The following is a 16,891-nucleotide window of genomic DNA, read 5'->3' as shown; positions in this document are numbered from 1 at the left end:
TGCACACCTCAGCGCTGTCGACGACGCGCCGCAAACCGAGTCCGATTCCGGCGTGGATTCGAGCGTCTCCGTCGACGCCGGTTCTGCGTACGTGACCCCGTCGAACGATGCAGTCGACGGCGAACTCTCGAGTGACGCCGTGCAAATCGATCAGGACATCGACAGCCCCGATGTCGACAGCCCGGATGTCGACGACGTCGATAACGACGACTCGGACAACGACGCCGATTCGATGCCGTTCGTGGCCGAATCGGTTCCACCCGCCAAGCCGTTCCTCAGTCTCGTGGCGGGTTTCGACGAGATGTTCGAGGAAATCGAGGATCAGTGGCAGGAGCGCGCCCTGTGCGCTCAGACCGATCCCGAAGCCTTCTTTCCCGAAAAGGGCGGCTCCACCCGCGAAGCGAAGCGAATCTGCCTCGGCTGCGAGGTCAAGGACGAATGCCTCGAGTACGCTCTCGCCAACGACGAGCGATTCGGAATCTGGGGCGGACTGTCCGAGCGTGAGCGTCGTCGGCTCAAGCGCGGGATCGGCTGAGCCGAGCGCTCTCAGTAGGATCCACCCACGAGCCGACGCTGCATCACGGCTCGGCGCTGGCGGGGTCCACCTCGTCGGGATCGATGCCCAAATACGTCGCTACCTGCTCGACCAGGACCTCGAACAGTAGGTCCTCCAAATCTTCCGGGTGCTTGGCGCGCCGCTCGAGCGGACGCCGGAACAGCACCACACGGGCGCGTGTCGTCTCTCCGCGCTTGTCGATCCCTGCGGGGACCAGTCGCGACAGGGGTACCGGTCCTTCTGCGACCACCTCGGGCGGCCAGGTGACCGATTCCGGGTCCAGCGCCCTGATCTTGGGCACGTCGTCGACGGCGATGTCGAGCTTCGAGAGCTTGTCGTGCCACCGGTGGTCGATGCGCGCGAACGCGTCGAGTACCAGCCGGTCGAACTTCTCTGCACGTGATCGCCGGGCAGGTAGGTCCTCGGGCAGCACCGGTCCGCGGATGCCGCGGCCGTGCCGCGCAACGGACCGCGACGTGATCCTGCGCGCGGAAGAGAACTGAGGCATGGGGGCAGGTTATCGCGGCTGTCCGGTGTGTCGGTCGTTCGGTCGGTTGCACGTACCGGATACTCTGCACTCGTGAGATCACTGCGTGGCTGCTGCAGGCCTGGTTGCAACCGTTCTGCCGTTGCGACGCTCACATATGTCTACTCCGACTCCACTGCGGTCGTCGGTCCGCTGGCCACCGTGGACGAGCCGCACTCCTGGGACCTGTGCGAGGTCCATGCCTCGACGACCACGGCACCCAAGGGCTGGGAGCTCGTGCGGTACGAGGGTGGTTACTCGACATCGACCCCCGACGAGGACGATCTGACCGCGCTGGCCGAGGCCGTACGCGAAGCCGGTCGGGGAGACCGGACGCGCTCCGAGGATCGAGACAGCGGTGACCGGTCGCCGGCTCGCCACCAGGACACCGAGCGACGGGCCACGCCTGCCGTCCGAACCGGCCGACGCGGACACCTCAGAGTTCTACCCGATCCCACGTCCTAGACCACCTGCGCAGAACGCCGCGGCGGGGCTATGCGCTGCGTCCGCCCGAATGAACGACGGGTCGACTGGCCCGCCCACCGGGCGTCTGGCAAGGTTTGCACCAGTACCGAAACGGACAAGCCGGTCTGCCGAGCTTCGGTGTTGACCGCCCCGTACCCAACGCTGGATGTCCGACGCCGGACGACCGACAATCAGGAGAATCTTCGTGGCCCGAACCGCAGAGTCCGTCAACGCCGTCATCAAGGCCTACGACGTCCGTGGCGTCGTAGGTGAGCAGATCGACGAGGCGTTCGTCCGAGACGTCGGTGCATCGTTCGCCCGGTTGGTACGCGACGAGGAGGGCGCAGCGCGGACCGTCGTCGTCGGACACGACATGCGCGACTCCTCGCCGGGCCTGTCCCGCGCTTTCGCGGACGGCGTCACCGCGCAGGGACTCGACGTCGTGCACATCGGTCTCGCCTCGACCGATCAGCTCTACTTCGCGTCGGGCCTGCTCGAATGCCCCGGTGCCATGTTCACCGCAAGCCACAATCCGGCGAAGTACAACGGAATCAAGCTGTGCCGCGCCGGTGCCAAGCCGGTGGGACAGGACACCGGGTTGGCCACTATCAAGTCGGAACTGATCGACGGCGTGCCGGACTTCGACGGCCCGGCCGGTACGGCAACGTCGCGAGACGTGTTGACCGACTACGCCGGGTTCGTCCGCGATCTGGTCGATCTTTCCGGCATCGGATCCATGAAGATCGCCGTCGACGCGGGTAACGGTATGGGCGGACACACGGTCCCCGCGGTGTTCGCTCCGCTCCCGGTGACGATCGAACCGTTGTTCTTCGAACTCGACGGCAGCTTTCCCAATCACGAGGCCAACCCACTGGATCCGGCGAACCTGGTGGATCTGCAGCGCTTCGTCGTCGAGACCGGCGCCGACATCGGGCTCGCGTTCGACGGAGACGCCGACCGGTGCTTCGTCGTCGACGAGAAGGGCGATCCGGTCTCGCCGTCGGCCGTGACCTGCTTGGTGGCAGAACGCGAGCTGGCCAAGGAACCCGGTGCGTCGATCATTCACAATCTCATCACCTCGCGTGCGGTGCCGGAGCTGGTCACCGAGCTCGGCGGCAAGCCTGTCCGCACCCGAGTGGGGCACTCGTTCATCAAGCAGCAGATGGCCGATACCGGTGCGATCTTCGGCGGAGAACATTCCGCGCACTACTACTTCCGCGATTTCTGGGGTGCCGATTCCGGCATGCTCGCCGCGCTGCACGTTCTCGCTGCCCTCGGTGCCCAGGATCGACCGCTCTCGGAGATGATGGCCTCGTACGAGACGTACAGCGCGTCGGGTGAGATCAATTCGACGGTCGACGACGCAGCCGAGCGCACCCAGGCCGTGCTCGACGCGTTCGCCGATCGGACCACCGGAATCGACCGTCTCGACGGCGTGACCGTCGACCTCGAGGGTGGTGCATGGTTCAACTTGCGTGCGTCCAACACCGAGCCCCTGTTGAGACTCAATGTCGAGGCGCGCACCCGCACCGAGGTCGACGCGTTGTCGACCGAGATATTGAGCATCGTTCGCTCCGGACTGGAATAGTGGTTACCTAGAGTTCACAAGTGGGTATGCAGGCATTTCGAGTCGGTGACGTAAGGGAAGGTGCCGAGGTCATGAGGGCAGTGACGTCTCTGGTCGATCTCGACGACGCCGGCGCGATCGTGGCCGCCGATCGGGAGGGCGCGCTCCGCAGCGCCGCGCTCGCGGGTGCTCAAGTACGCGCCGTCGCCACTGCGGTCGAAGAGTCGGTGCTGGCGCGCCTGGCCGACCTGCGACCTCGCAGCGTGGTGATCGTGACCGGCGACGGCCGCAGCAGTCGTGCCGCGTCCCTGCTTGTCGCTGCTCTCGGAAACCATTTGGGCGTTCCTCTGGTTCGTAGTACCGGAACTCCGCCGTGGATCGGGCCACTGGATGTCGTCGTGGTGGCCGGCGACGATGCAGGCGATCCGCGCTTGGCCGAATCGGTCGACGCGGCAGCGCGGCGCGGCGCGGAGGTCGTCGTCGTGGCACCGGAAGAGGGTCCCTTACGTGCCGTGCGCGGTGCCAGAGTCATGTGGTTGCCGCCGCGCATAGCGGTGCGTGACCACAATGCGCTGATGCGCTATCTTGCGGCGTTCGTGGCCGTCCTCGGCGCGGTTGCCGGTGGTTCGTGGAAGGCGCTGCTGCCCAACCTTTCTCGGCTCGCCGATCTGCTCGATGCCGAGGCTGTGCGCAACAGCCCGTCCAACGAGGTGTTCCACAACCCTGCCAAAGCGCTTGCCAGTGGGTTCAGCGGCAAACGTGTGGTGCTCAGCGGTGCCGGGCCGGCTGCCGTCGAGGTGGCGCGGCACGGTAGCGAGGTGTTGCTGCGGGTGGCCGGTCTGATCGTGGCTGCGGGTGAGCTCGGCGATGTCATCGCTGCGTCCATCCGTGCGTCCATGGTCGAGTCATCGGGGCCGGTCAGCACCTTCGACTCGATCTTCCACGACGAGGAGCTCGACGGACCGGCTCCCGAACAGCCGATGCGGGTATTCGTCCTGGCGTCCGAATCCGATCGCGCGCTGACCGAACGACGCATTGCCGGTGTTCCGAATTCCGAACTGGTACTGACCGAGTCCGGTGAGGCGACGTCCGGCGGGGAGTTCGTGAGTTCGGGTTTCGAGGCCCGCGCGGCGTCACCCGATCCGGTTACACTCTCGATGCTCGACACGATGTCGGTGTTGGCAACGCGGTTGGACACCACTGCCGCGTACTTGTCGTTGATGGGCGGTAGCTAGTGCAACTCCTGCGAGGCGCAGTCCGGTCCTACGCTTGGGGTTCGCGCACTGCTCTGGCTCGTATCCAGGGCAGGCCGGTACCGTCCGATCATCCCGAGGCGGAGATCTGGCTGGGTGCACACCCGGCCGATTCTGCGCACGTGGTTCACGAGGGTGGCAGCACGCCGTTGCTCACCCTCATCGACGGGGATCCGGAAACACAGTTGGGCGGCTCTGCAGCGGACTTCTCGTCGCGGCTGCCGTACTTGCTGAAATTGCTTGCCGCAGAAGAACCTCTGTCGTTGCAGGCACATCCGAGCAGCGCGCAGGCGCGTGAGGGTTTCGCGCGGGAGAATGCCGCAGGTGTTGCGATCGATTCCCCGGTGCGCAATTACCGGGACGCCAATCACAAGCCCGAGCTGATCGTGGCACTCACCGAATTCGAAGCACTGGCAGGGTTTCGGCAACCGGCCGAGACGGTCGAGTTTCTCGATGCGTTGGCCGTGCCGTCCCTCGCGGGGTATCGCACGTTGCTCGCCGCTCAGCCCGACGCGTCGGGCCTCCGGACGGTGTTCACTTCGTGGATCACGTTGCCCGGGCAGTCCCTGGACGACCTGTTGCCTGCGGTCGCCCAGGGCTGCATCGATTATCTGTCGGGGCCTGCCCGCGCCGACGGCGGTCGATTCGCTGCCGAGGCACGGACGTTGCTCGAGCTGGGGGAGTCGTATCCCGGTGATGCTGGAGTACTGGCGGCCTTACTGCTCAATCGGGTCACCCTGACTCCCGGCCAGGGCCTGTACCTGGATGCGGGCAATCTCCATGCGTACCTGCGCGGAACAGGTGTGGAGATCATGGCCAACTCCGACAACGTTCTGCGTGGAGGGTTGACGCCCAAGCACGTCGACGTGCCGGAGTTGTTGCGCGTGCTGGACTTCGAGCCCGCCGACATCTCTCCGATCACGCCGGGTGAGAACGATCGGCCCACTTACCGGTACCCGACGCCGGCCCCGGAATTCGTCCTCAGCCGGACGGCGGTCGGTCCGGGGGAGACCGTCGAGATCCCTGGAACCGGTCCGCGAATTCTGTTGTGCACCAGCGGTTCGGTGCTGGCAACGACCGGTGACACACACGCGGGGCTCACCGTGCCCCAGGGTAGTTCGGCGTGGATTCCCGCTGCCGACCGATCGGTCACCGTCACCGCGGACTCCGACGGTGCCGAAGTGTTCGTGGCGGCGGTCGGATCATTGCAGTCGTAAGGCGCGGCAAGTCGAGTGGCCGAAGTGTCCGACACGGGTGCCCGCTACCAATAGGGTGATGTCACAGTGAATTCTGGGACGGGTGGGTCCGATCGGACCGGCCGTCTGCAGAAGCGACGTGGCGATACGGAGGTCCGATGACCAAGGCAGACCGGCCCAGGAAGGCTCCGCGTACGACGGGGTGGTTCCGGACCAAGTCGATCGAACAATCGATCAAGGACACCGACGAACCGGACACCAAGTTGCGCAAGGAGCTCGGTTCGTGGGATCTGACCGTGTTCGGTGTCGCGGTGGCGGTCGGAGCCGGCATTTTCACGCTGACGGCGAGGACTGCCGGAAACGTTGCCGGACCGGCTGTTTCGGTGGCGTTCGTGTTGGCGGCCATCGCCTGCGGGCTCGCTGCCCTCTGTTACGCCGAGTTCGCCTCCACGGTTCCGGTCGCCGGTAGTGCCTACACGTTCTCCTACGCCGCATTCGGTGAGTTCATCGCCTGGATCATCGGCTGGGATCTGATCCTCGAATTCGGACTGGCCGCGGCGGTGGTGGCGAAGGCCTGGTCGCTCTATCTGGGAGACCTGCTCGGCACGTCGGCCCCGGTACTGCAGATCGGTTCGCTGAATTTCGACTGGGGCGCACTGCTCATCGTGGTGGTGTTGACGGTTCTCATCGCCTCGGGAACCAAGTTGTCCTCGCGCGTGTCGTTGGTGATCACAGCCATCAAGGTGATCGTCGTGCTGTTCGTCGTCGTGCTCGGTGCGTTCTACATCAAGGTCGCCAACTACGACCCGTACATTCCGCCGTCCGAGCCCGCGTCCACGGGTGAGGGGCTTCATCAGTCCTTGTTCTCATTCGTCACCGGTGCGGGCGGTAGCACCTTCGGTTGGTACGGACTGCTGGCGGCGGCGTCGCTGGTGTTCTTCGCGTTCATCGGCTTCGACGTGGTCGCGACAACGGCCGAGGAGACGAAGGAGCCGCAGAAGGCATTGCCGCGCGGCATCCTCGGATCCTTGGCCATCGTGACCGTGCTCTACGTGGCGGTGACCCTGGTGCTGACCGGGATGGTCAAGTACACGGATCTGGCCGGCGACAGTGCCACGCTGGCAACGGCTTTCGAGCTGAATGGGCTGACGTGGGCCAAGAACATCATTTCGTTCGGCGCACTGGCCGGTCTGACGACGGTGGTCATGGTTCTCATGCTGGGGCAGACTCGCGTCCTGTTCGCCATGTCGCGAGACGGCCTGGTGCCGCGCGGTCTGGCCCACACCGGAAAGAAGGGCACGCCGGTTCGGACGACGATCCTGGTCGGTGTGGTGGTCGGACTGCTCGCCGCGTTCGTCCCTCTCGGCACGCTCGAGGAGATGGTCAACATCGGAACGCTGTTCGCCTTCGTTCTGGTGTCGGCCGGTGTCCTCGTCCTCCGCAAGACGCGTCCCGATCTCGAGCGCGGGTTCCGCGTGCCCTGGGTTCCGCTGGTTCCGATCCTGGCAGTGGCCGCGTGCCTGTGGCTGATGCTCAACCTGTCGGTCGAGACGTGGTTGCGGTTCCTGGTGTGGATGGCAGCGGGTGTCGTCATCTACGTGCTGTACGGTCGCCGCCATTCGGTGATGGGTCTGCGCGAGGCGAAGAAAGTCGAGTCGCGACCCGAGTGAGACGCGGCCGAGTCGTCTTGCGAGGCCGGCCCCGACCGTCGATCGTGCGGGCGGGGCCGGTTTTCTCGGATCCGACGTGTCCGGGGTATCCGTCACACCCCTCGGTCCGAACGCCCGGCATGTTATACCCTCGAAAACAAACTGATAGGACCGCAAACATTCGGTGAGAGGGTGTGGCAACTGTGAGCGTGGACGGCCGAATCACCTCATCGGACGATTCGGGTGTCGCTTTCGGGGAGCGGAATTCGGCCGGGGCTGCACCTGCGGTTCGGCGGTGGGACAACAAGCGCTACCTGTGGATGCTGGGTCTGCTGGCACCGGCATCGGCACTGTTGCCGTCCCAATTGGTGTACTGGACCGGCATGCCGGTGTTCTGGTGGAGCGGCGTCCTGGTGTTCTTCGTGATCATTCCGATCATCGATCTGCTCGCGGGCGAGGACGGTCACAACCCGGACGCGTCTGCGGCCGACAAGCTGCAGAACGACCGTTATTACCGCTGGTGCACCTACCTGTTCCTGCCCATCCAATTCATCGGTCTGATCGTCGCCTGCTGGATGTGGGCGTACGGAGGTCTGAGCGTGGTGGACAAGATCGGGCTCGCGGTGACGGTGGGCCTGGTCGCGGGAACCGGAATCAACGCCGCCCACGAGCTGGGCCACCGCGTCGAGCAGCACGAACGCTGGTTGGCGAAGGTGGCCTTGTCGCAAACCCTGTACGGACACTTCTTCGTCGAGCACAACCGCGGTCACCACGTGCGGGTGGCCACTCCGGAGGATCCGGCCAGTGCCCGGCTGGGAGAGAGCGTGTGGACGTTCGTGCCGCGCAGCGCTGTTCTCGGGCTGGCCTCGGCCTGGAAGCTCGAGGCTCGGCGGCTGCGTCGCAAGGGCCACTCCGTGTTTCACCCGTCGAACGCTCTGTTGCACACGTGGCTGCTCAGCGCCGTTCTCTTCGTCACGCTGATGGTCGTCTTCGGCTGGGCGATCGCGCCGTATCTGCTGATACAAGCCGTCGTGGGATTCGTGCTCCTGGAGATGGTGAACTACGTGGAGCACTACGCACTGCTGCGCGAGACGAACGAGCGAGGCAGATACGTGCGATGCGCACCGCGGCACAGTTGGAACAGCGACCGGCTGTGCACCAACATCTTTCTCTACCACCTGCAGCGACACAGCGATCATCATGCCAATCCGGGGAAGCGATACCAGACTCTGCTCTCGTGCGACGAGGCCCCGCAATTGCCCGCCGGGTACGCGACGATGGTTCTACTGGCAGCGGTACCGCCGCTGTGGCGTCGGGTGATGGACCCGCGGGTGCTCGACCACTACGACGGTGATCTCGTCCGGGCCAACATTCTGCCCCGAAAGCGCGAACGGATTCTGGCGCGAGCCCAGCAACACGGGTGACCGCGGGACCACTCGACGAGCCGTCTGAAGGGCATCGGACCGATTCGCCGGGCAGACGGTCGCCGCGCGCCGCGACCCGATAGCCTGGACGAAGACATTCAAGTCAACAGGAGAGGCAAGATGACGACCTCAGTTACGTCAGGATCGGCACTCACCGTGGAACACCGCGGTGGAATCGACTTCAAGGTCGCAGACCTGTCACTCGCAGAATTCGGCCGCAAGGAAATACGGCTGGCAGAGCACGAGATGCCCGGCCTGATCGCGCTTCGTCGCGAGTACGCCGACGTTCAGCCGCTCAAGGGCGCACGAGTATCCGGATCGCTGCACATGACGGTGCAGACCGCCGTGTTGATCGAGACGCTGGTGGCACTCGGTGCCGAGGTGCGTTGGGCCTCGTGCAACATCTTCTCCACCCAGGATCACGCTGCAGCGGCCGTCGTCGTAGGCCCGTACGGCACCGTCGAAGAGCCCAAGGGCGTTCCGGTGTTCGCCTGGAAGGGTGAGACCCTCGAGGAGTACTGGTGGGCCGCCGAGCAGATGCTCACCTGGCCCGAGCAGCCTGCCAACATGATCCTCGACGACGGCGGTGACGCCACGATGCTGGTGCTGCGCGGCGCTCAGTTCGAGAAGGCAGGCGTCGTTCCGCCGACCGACGACGACCAGGATTCCGACGAGTACAAGGTGTTCCTCGGCCTGCTGCGTCGCTCCCTCGAGGCGTCGACGACCAAGTGGACCGAGATTGCCGCATCCGTGCAGGGTGTCACCGAGGAGACCACGACCGGTGTGCTGCGGTTGTACCAGTTCGCTGCTGCCGGTGAGCTGTCGTTCCCGGCCATCAACGTCAACGACTCGGTCACCAAGAGCAAGTTCGACAACAAGTACGGCACTCGCCATTCGCTGATCGACGGCATCAACCGTGGCACCGACGTTCTCATCGGCGGCAAGGCCGTGCTGGTCTGTGGCTACGGAGACGTGGGCAAGGGCTGCGCCGAGGCACTCAAGGGCCAGGGCGCTCGCGTGACGGTCACCGAAGCAGATCCCATCAACGCCCTGCAGGCACTGATGGACGGCTTCGACGTGCGCACGGTCGACGAGTTCATCGAGCAGGCCGACATCGTGATCACCTCGACGGGCAACCTCAAGATCATCACGTTCGAGCACATGCGCAAGATGAAGCACCAGGCGATCCTGGGCAACATCGGCCACTTCGACAACGAGATCGACATGGCCGGCCTCGAGAAGGCTGCCGACGTCACGCGGATCAACATCAAGCCGCAGGTCGACGAGTTCCAGTTCAAGGACGGGCACTCGATCATCGTGCTGTCCGAGGGCCGTTTGCTGAACCTCGGCAACGCCACCGGTCACCCGTCGTTCGTCATGAGCAACAGCTTCTCCAACCAGGTCATCGCGCAGATCGAACTGTGGACCAAGCCGAGTGAGTACGACAACGAGGTCTACCGGTTGCCCAAGCACCTCGACGAGAAGGTTGCTCGCATCCACGTCGAAGCGCTGGGCGGCTCGATCACCAAGCTCACCAAGGAGCAGGCCGAGTACATCGGCGTCGACGTCGAGGGCCCGTACAAGCCCGAGCACTACCGCTACTGACCGAGAGAGTTCGGTCGTTGGGAAAGCTCTTCGTCATCGAGGGAGTCGACGGAGCGGGCAAGAACACGCTCGCCCGTCGGCTCGTCTCGGCGTGGGAACGCGACGGCCTGGCCGTCGTCCGGGTCGGGTTTCCCCGGTACGGAAGGTCGGTTCATGCCGATCTGGCGGCCGAGGCGCTGCAGGGGGAACACGGAGACACCGCGGGCAGCGTGCACGCCATGGCGCTGCTGTTTGCACTCGACCGCAAGGATGCGGCCGACGAGATCCGAAACTTGTTGTCCCGCAACGATATCGTGTTGCTGGACCGGTACGTGGCGTCCAACGCCGCCTACACCGCGGCGCGGTTGGAGCAGTCCGTCGACGGAGCGGCCGTCGAGTGGATCCGGTCACTCGAATTCGAGCGGTTCGGTGTGCCCGTTCCGGACGTGCAGGTGTTGCTGGACGTACCGGTGGCTCTCGCTGCGGAGCGCGCCGCCGCGCGTGAGAGTGCGGACGCCGCGCGCACCCGGGATGCCTACGAACGCGACGGCTCGCTGCAGACCCGAACCTCGGCCGTCTACGGCCGTCTCGCAGAAACGAACTGGGCGTCGCCCTGGCGAGTCGTGCGCGCCGACGTCGACCCCGATCGACTCGCCGCCGACATGTTCAATCAGCCATCCGCCGAGCCGAAAGTGACACGATAGAGCCATGAAGCCTCGGATTCTGGTTGTGGACGACGATTCGGCTCTGGCGGAGATGCTCACCATCGTGTTGCGCGGTGAGGGATTCGAGCCGTTCGTCGTCGGAGACGGCACCCAAGCGCTGGCGGCCGTCCGCGAGAATCGACCCGATCTGGTGTTGCTCGACCTGATGCTTCCCGGAATGAACGGCATCGACGTCTGTCGCGTGCTGCGAGCCGACTCGGGGGTCCCGATCGTCATGCTGACGGCCAAGACCGACACCGTCGATGTGGTGCTCGGTCTCGAATCCGGGGCCGACGACTACATCATGAAGCCCTTCAAGCCGAAGGAGCTGGTGGCACGCGTCCGGGCACGACTGCGTCGAACCGAGGACGAGCCGGCCGAACTGTTGTCGATCGCCGACATCGTCATCGACGTCCCCGCCCACAAGGTCAGCCGCGGCGACGAGCTGGTCTCGCTCACTCCGCTCGAATTCGATCTGCTGGTCGCCTTGGCCCGCAAGCCCCGTCAGGTGTTCACCCGTGAAGTTCTGCTCGAACAGGTGTGGGGCTACCGGCACGCCGCCGACACCCGCCTGGTCAACGTCCACGTTCAGCGCCTGCGCGCCAAGGTTGAGAAGGATCCGGAGAACCCGGAGGTGGTGTTGACCGTGAGGGGGGTCGGGTACAAGGCCGGACCGCCGTGATCGGTTTTTCCCACTCTCGGCGACGAATCAACGGCAAGTTCTCCCCGCTCCTGCGTTGGTTCAGGTCGCTGAGCACATCGCTGGGTCATGCCTGGCGAAGGTCACTGCAACTGCGCGTGGTCGTCTCGACCCTGACGTTGTCGCTCGTGGTGATCCTGATTCTCGGCGTTGTTCTGACCAGCCAGATCACCGATCGGTTGCTCGAAGCGAAGCTGTCTGCAGCCACCGAGGAACTCGACCGCTCGCGCACCACGGTGGAGGGCAACCTCGCCGGTGCCGATGATTCGAGCGGCCTGTCCACCCGTCTCGAACGGGCGAGAGCAGCGTTGACGAACCAGGACCTCGACGCCGCGTCGACCACCGGGTCGGCAGGGTCCTTCGACCCTGTTCTGATCGTCGAGGGCGACGCGACCCGCGCGGAAGCGTCGGTCGGTCCGGTCGACCAGATACCGGCCAGCTTGCGCGACTTCGTCAAGAAGGGCCTGATCAGCTCGCAGTACGCCACCGTGACCGACAGTGACGGCGGATATTCCGGGTCGGCGCTCATCATGGGGTCGCCCACCGGTTCCGACATATCGGCGCTGCAGCTGTATCTCATCTTCCCGCTCGCCAGCGAAGACCGGACGCTCTCCCTGGTCCGCGGCACGCTGTTCATCGGGGCCGTGGTGCTGCTGGTACTCCTTGCCGCGATCGCGATGCTCGTCGCGCGGCAGGTGGTGCTACCCATTCGATCCGCGTCCCGCATCGCAGTACGTTTCGCCGACGGCAGGCTCAAGGAGCGCATGCCGGTTCGCGGTGAGGACGACATGGCGAGGCTGGCGATGTCGTTCAACGAGATGGCCGAAAGTCTGTCCAAACAGATCACCCAGCTCGAGGAATTCGGAAACCTGCAGCGCCGGTTCACCTCCGACGTCAGCCACGAACTACGGACGCCGCTCACCACCGTGCGGATGGCCGCGGATCTCATTCACGACGCCAGTGACGATCTCGAACCTGCCCTCAAGCGTTCCTCCGAGCTGTTGGTCAACGAGCTGGACCGGTTCGAGACGTTGCTCGGTGATCTGCTCGAGATCAGCCGCCACGACGCCGGTGTCGCCGAACTGGCCGCCGAGCAACTCGACCTGCGGATGTGTGCACGCGCTGCGGTCTCCACGGTGCGTCACCTCGCCCGCGAAACCGGTACCGAGGTGATCGTCGACATGCCCGAGACGGCGGTCATCGCCGAGGTGGACCCGCGGCGTGTCGAACGTATCCTGCGCAACCTTCTGGCCAACGCCCTCGATCACGGGGAAGGCAAGCCGGTGCTGCTGCGCCTGAGATCGGATGCCGACGCGGCAGCCTTCGTGGTGCGCGACCAAGGAATCGGTCTGCGCCCCGGCGAGGAGAAGCTGGTGTTCAATCGGTTCTGGCGCTCGGACCCCTCCCGCGTCCGGCGCTCCGGCGGTACCGGCCTCGGGTTGGCGATCAGCGTCGAGGACGCCCGGCTGCACGACGGTAAGCTCGAGGCGTGGGGTGCAGTCGGCGAAGGCGCATGTTTCCGGCTCACGGTGCCACTGGTCCGTGGCCACAAAGTGATCGGCTCACCTCTGCCGTTGAAGCCGAGCACCAAGAAATACGCTCAGGGACAACCGATCCCGGCCATCGGTGCGCAGCGGGCCGCGTCGGAGTCGTCGACGTGATTCGCTCGTCTCGTCGCCTGTCTCGCTCGGTTGCAGTCTGCGCCCTGATCGCCGCCCTCGTCTCCGGTTGTGCCAGCCTGCCCGAGTCCTCGAGCCCCCAGGCCATCGGCACGTTGACCGACGGTGCCGCGCCCACCAGCGCCCCGGCTCCCGAACCCGGACGTGAGCCCGACCGGCTGCTCGACGACTTCTTCGAGGCCAGCGCAGTGTCGGCCAACCGCCACCAGGCCGCCCGACAGTTCCTGACCGAGGACGCGTCGAACACGTGGGACGACGGCGCTCGTACCGTCGTCGCAGATCGGATCGACACCCTGTCGGGGCCCCGAACTGCAGACTCTGCGCAATTCACGATTCGGTCGACGACAGCGGGAATCCTGGCTCCCGGCGGGGAATATCAGGCCGGATCGGACACGTTCGACATCGCGATCGACATGACGCGCGTCGACGGCCAATGGCGCATCTCGAAGCTGCCACCGGGTGTGGTCATCGATCGCTCGGCGTTCATGGACACCTATCAGCAGCGATCCATCTACTTCGTCGATCCGCTCGGTGGGGTGTTGGTGCCGGATGTTCGGTGGACGAGCGGATCGCAGGATCAGCTCGCAAACCAGCTCGTGCAGCTGTTGATCGATGGACCCAAGTCCGCGCTGTCCGCAGCGGTGAGCAACGAATTGTCCGACGACGTCAGTATCCGGGGGCCCATCACCAAGGCCGACGGACAGACTACACAGGTCGGAGTCGGTCTCGGCGGCATCAGAATCGACTTCGGTGGTTTGCAGAACAAGGGCGACCGCGACCGAGAATTGCTTGCCGCACAGGTGATCTGGACTCTGGCCTCGGCGGAGGTGGCCGGGCCCTACGTGCTGCTCGCCGACGGACAACCCATCGACACGACCAAGCCGGACGGGTGGACGACGGCCGGGGTCGACTCCTTCGATCCACAGAGCTCCACCAACGAATCGGTCGGCCTGCACGCACTGGCCTCCGGTCGACTGCTCCGCGTCGAGCAATCCGCGACCACACCCGCCCCCGGGTACTTCGGGCAGGCACGGAATCTGCGCTCGGTGGCCTTGTCGAACGACGGAACACTCGTGGCCGGCGTCGCGGACACCGGTAGACCCGCTCCGGCACCGTCGAGCACATTGATGGTCGGTAGCTACGACGGTGGCGCGTTCCCGGTGGCCGAGGGGCAGTCGATCACGCGTCCGACATGGGGAGCCGATGACAACGCCGCCTGGGCGGTCATCGACGGCACCAACGTCATTCGCGCGGCCCGCGACCCCTCGACCGGTCAGGTATCGGTGATACCGGTCGATGCCCGCGCGGTCACCACCCTGGGAACTCGCATCACCGAACTCCGGCTGGCCCGCGACGGCGTTCGGGCCGCACTCATCGTCGACGGCGTGGTGTACGTGGCCACCGTGGTACGCGATCCGTCGGGCGTCTATTCGCTGACGGCCCCGCGCGCGGTTGCGATCGGACTCGGCAGTGACGCCACCAGCTTGGACTGGAGCACCGGCGAGGCCATCGTCATCGCACGGGTTGCTACCGATACACCGGTGGTCCAGGTGACGGTCGACGGCTCGAGGATGGACGCCCTGCCGTCGCGCAATCTCACCAATCCCGTTCTGGCGGTCGATGCGTCGCCGGAGACCGAGTACGTTGCCGACGCCCGCGCCGTGTTCGCACTCAACAATGCCGATCCGGTCGGCGACAGGTACTGGCGCGAGGTCACCGGCCTGGCCGGGGTGAAGGCCGTGCCGATCCTGCCCGGCTGACGTCCGGCGGGTGTCGGTGGCTACCGGCACACTTCACGGTCATGAGAACGCTTCTCGACCTCGTCCTGCCCCTCGAATGTGCCGGGTGTGGGGTGCCGGGGGAGCAGTGGTGTCGCCGTTGTGAACAGGCGCTGTCGGTGCCGCCTGTCCGGGTGCGTCCGCGGGTCGATCCGGGGGTGCCCTGCTGGGCGCTGGGCACGTACACCGGCCCTCGGCGCAACGGGGTGATCGCACTGAAGGAACGGGGCCGACGGGCCGTGTCCGTGCCGTTCGGGCGGGCGCTGGCCGGTGCGGTGCACCAACTGCGTGCTGCAGGCGAGATCGATCCACCGGAGCTGAGTCCCCTCGTTCTGGTGTGCGCTCCGTCCCGGGCGCGCGCAGCGCGAGCCCGAGGGGGCGATCCGGTGCTGCGGTGTGCGAGGAACGCAGCGACCGAGTTGGCACCGGAGCGAGTACCGGTTCCCCAGCTGCTGAAGATGGCCGGGGGAGTGCGGGATTCGGTCGGGCTCTCGGCAGGTCAGCGTCAGCACAACGTGGCGGGCCGGATCGAGTTGGTCGGACAGTCGCGCCCGGCTATCGGCCGGCCGCGGCCGCGAACCGACGAACTGACCGTTCTTCTCGTCGACGACGTGGTGACCACCGGGGCGACCCTGGCCGAATATGCAAGAGTGCTAACCGATTTCGGGATCTCGTTGGCCGGTGCGATCGTGGTGGCCAGCGCGTGAACGCGAGTCGACGAGACACGCCGACAACCAATTCGGGGTGAACGGTGGCACACGCGTCGATGACCGACTAACGTCGCGGACACGCTCCATCACGACGGAGCGGACCGGTAGAACGACCCGTAGAAACACGGACGTGAGGTGATGCCCCGGACTCGAGATGCCGGAAGGTTCCCCATTCGGCATGCACACCTGCCACGTCCAACAGTGGGCGTGGCCGATATCGGGAGGTACACGTGACGACCCCTTCACAAGCCTCGGTTTTCTTCGACGAGAAGCCTTCGGAAGAACCCGCCAAGAGCAATGCCGACGTTGTGGTCAAGGGCCGCAACGTCGAGATACCGGACCATTTTCGGATATACGTGTCCGAGAAACTGGCTCGCCTCGAGCGCTTCGACCCCTCCATCTACTTGTTCGATGTCGAACTGCAGCACGAACGAAATCGCCGTCAGGCCAAAGCATGTCAACGCGTGGAGATCACCGCGAAGGGCAAAGGCCCGGTCGTTCGTGCCGAAGCGTGCGCAGACAGTTTCTATGCCGCACTCGAAGCAGTGACCTCGAAACTCGAAAGCAGACTCAGGCGTACCAAGGATCGGCGCAAGGTCCACTACGGCGAGAAGAGACCCGTATCCGTCGCCGAGGCCACCGCTGAACTCGCCGAAGACGACACACTTGCGCTCGATCCCGAGACCAAGCTGGATTCGTTCGAGGACGATCAGACCGGCCCCGGGCACATCGTTCGCACGAAGGTTCACTCGGCCGCACCGATGAGCGTCGACGATGCGCTGTACGAGATGGAACTGGTCGGCCACGACTTCTTCCTGTTTCACGACAGCGCCACCGACCGGCCTTCCGTGGTGTATCGACGGCATGCCTTCGACTACGGCCTGATCAGGCTCACCTGACCGAGCGTGACGGCGAACGGGTCGTTCGCCGTCCGTGAAATATCCGACCACTGCAGGCTCGACGCCGGACACACGATCCCCACGTCGAGCCTGCAGTGCTGTGTCGGGGTTGTCCGAATGCCGGCGTGGTGTCGTTCGGGGACCGACAGTGGGACTGCCGTACCCACAGCGAGACCGCCTACCATGGACGCGTTCGGGTTA

Annotated in this window: 15 protein-coding genes; 14 read left to right on the top strand and 1 reads right to left on the bottom strand. The window is 65.3% G+C overall.

Annotation, left to right across the window (positions count from 1 at the left end; genetic code table 11):
- Positions 1–301: 301 nt before the first annotated feature.
- Positions 302–535, top strand: coding sequence for a WhiB family transcriptional regulator (locus tag J2X62_RS22485; protein ID WP_027496498.1), 234 nt, complete (start codon positions 302–304; stop codon positions 533–535).
- Positions 536–578: 43 nt separating this feature from the next.
- Here J2X62_RS22485 and J2X62_RS22480 read toward each other — a convergent pair whose 3' ends face one another.
- Positions 579–1,064: a metallopeptidase family protein gene (locus J2X62_RS22480; RefSeq protein ID WP_027496499.1), complete on the bottom strand. Its 486-nt coding sequence runs from the start codon at positions 1,062–1,064 to the stop codon at positions 579–581.
- A gap of 72 nt (positions 1,065–1,136) precedes the next feature.
- Between J2X62_RS22480 and J2X62_RS22475 the strand changes: the two genes are divergently transcribed.
- The 13 genes from J2X62_RS22475 to hpf all read left to right on the top strand — a co-directional run bounded on the left by J2X62_RS22475 (position 1,137) and on the right by hpf (position 16,690).
- Positions 1,137–1,547, top strand: a complete 411-nt coding sequence (locus J2X62_RS22475; RefSeq protein WP_174557261.1) for a DUF3499 domain-containing protein — start codon at positions 1,137–1,139, stop codon at positions 1,545–1,547.
- 205 nt (positions 1,548–1,752) lie between these two features.
- Entirely contained in the window at positions 1,753–3,135 is a 1,383-nt protein-coding gene (locus tag J2X62_RS22470; protein ID WP_052053378.1) for a phosphomannomutase/phosphoglucomutase, read from the top strand.
- 71 nt (positions 3,136–3,206) lie between these two features.
- Entirely contained in the window at positions 3,207–4,349 is a 1,143-nt protein-coding gene (locus J2X62_RS22465; protein ID WP_032408106.1) for a hypothetical protein, read from the top strand.
- Positions 4,349–5,584, top strand: a complete 1,236-nt coding sequence (manA, locus tag J2X62_RS22460; protein ID WP_032387167.1) for a mannose-6-phosphate isomerase, class I — start codon at positions 4,349–4,351, stop codon at positions 5,582–5,584. Before J2X62_RS22465 ends, manA begins: the two co-directional genes overlap by 1 nt.
- A gap of 137 nt (positions 5,585–5,721) precedes the next feature.
- Positions 5,722–7,233 carry an amino acid permease gene (locus J2X62_RS22455; protein WP_032390049.1) on the top strand — a complete coding sequence of 504 codons (1,512 nt, stop codon included), beginning with the start codon at positions 5,722–5,724 and terminating at the stop codon, positions 7,231–7,233.
- A 299-nt stretch (positions 7,234–7,532) separates the two neighbouring features.
- The gene (locus J2X62_RS22450) at positions 7,533–8,636 is read left to right on the top strand and encodes an alkane 1-monooxygenase (protein WP_081371345.1); all 1,104 of its coding nucleotides are present in this window, start codon (positions 7,533–7,535) and stop codon (positions 8,634–8,636) included.
- Positions 8,637–8,756: 120 nt separating this feature from the next.
- Positions 8,757–10,241, top strand: coding sequence for an adenosylhomocysteinase (ahcY, locus tag J2X62_RS22445; RefSeq protein WP_027496506.1), 1,485 nt, complete (start codon positions 8,757–8,759; stop codon positions 10,239–10,241).
- 17 nt (positions 10,242–10,258) lie between these two features.
- Positions 10,259–10,924 carry a dTMP kinase gene (locus tag J2X62_RS22440; RefSeq protein WP_032370710.1) on the top strand — a complete coding sequence of 222 codons (666 nt, stop codon included), beginning with the start codon at positions 10,259–10,261 and terminating at the stop codon, positions 10,922–10,924.
- 4 nt (positions 10,925–10,928) lie between these two features.
- A complete protein-coding gene (mtrA, locus tag J2X62_RS22435) occupies positions 10,929–11,606 on the top strand; it encodes an MtrAB system response regulator MtrA (RefSeq protein ID WP_027496508.1) in 678 nt (225 codons plus the stop codon).
- Positions 11,603–13,285, top strand: a complete 1,683-nt coding sequence (mtrB, locus tag J2X62_RS22430) for an MtrAB system histidine kinase MtrB (RefSeq protein WP_032366296.1) — start codon at positions 11,603–11,605, stop codon at positions 13,283–13,285. Before mtrA ends, mtrB begins: the two co-directional genes overlap by 4 nt.
- On the top strand, positions 13,282–15,063 hold the full coding sequence (lpqB, locus tag J2X62_RS22425; RefSeq protein ID WP_370878676.1) for an MtrAB system accessory lipoprotein LpqB: 1,782 nt from the start codon (positions 13,282–13,284) through the stop codon (positions 15,061–15,063). Before mtrB ends, lpqB begins: the two co-directional genes overlap by 4 nt.
- Before the next feature lie 41 nt (positions 15,064–15,104).
- Positions 15,105–15,788 carry a ComF family protein gene (locus J2X62_RS22420; protein WP_310183450.1) on the top strand — a complete coding sequence of 228 codons (684 nt, stop codon included), beginning with the start codon at positions 15,105–15,107 and terminating at the stop codon, positions 15,786–15,788.
- Positions 15,789–16,021: 233 nt separating this feature from the next.
- On the top strand, positions 16,022–16,690 hold the full coding sequence (hpf, locus tag J2X62_RS22415) for a ribosome hibernation-promoting factor, HPF/YfiA family (protein ID WP_027496511.1): 669 nt from the start codon (positions 16,022–16,024) through the stop codon (positions 16,688–16,690).
- Positions 16,691–16,891 lie beyond the last annotated feature (201 nt).

It is taken from the genome of Rhodococcus sp. 3258, assembly GCF_031456475.1.
GTDB classification, from domain to species: Bacteria; Actinomycetota; Actinomycetes; order Mycobacteriales; family Mycobacteriaceae; genus Rhodococcoides; species Rhodococcoides fascians.
This window is presented reverse-complemented; position numbering and strand designations above follow the sequence as displayed.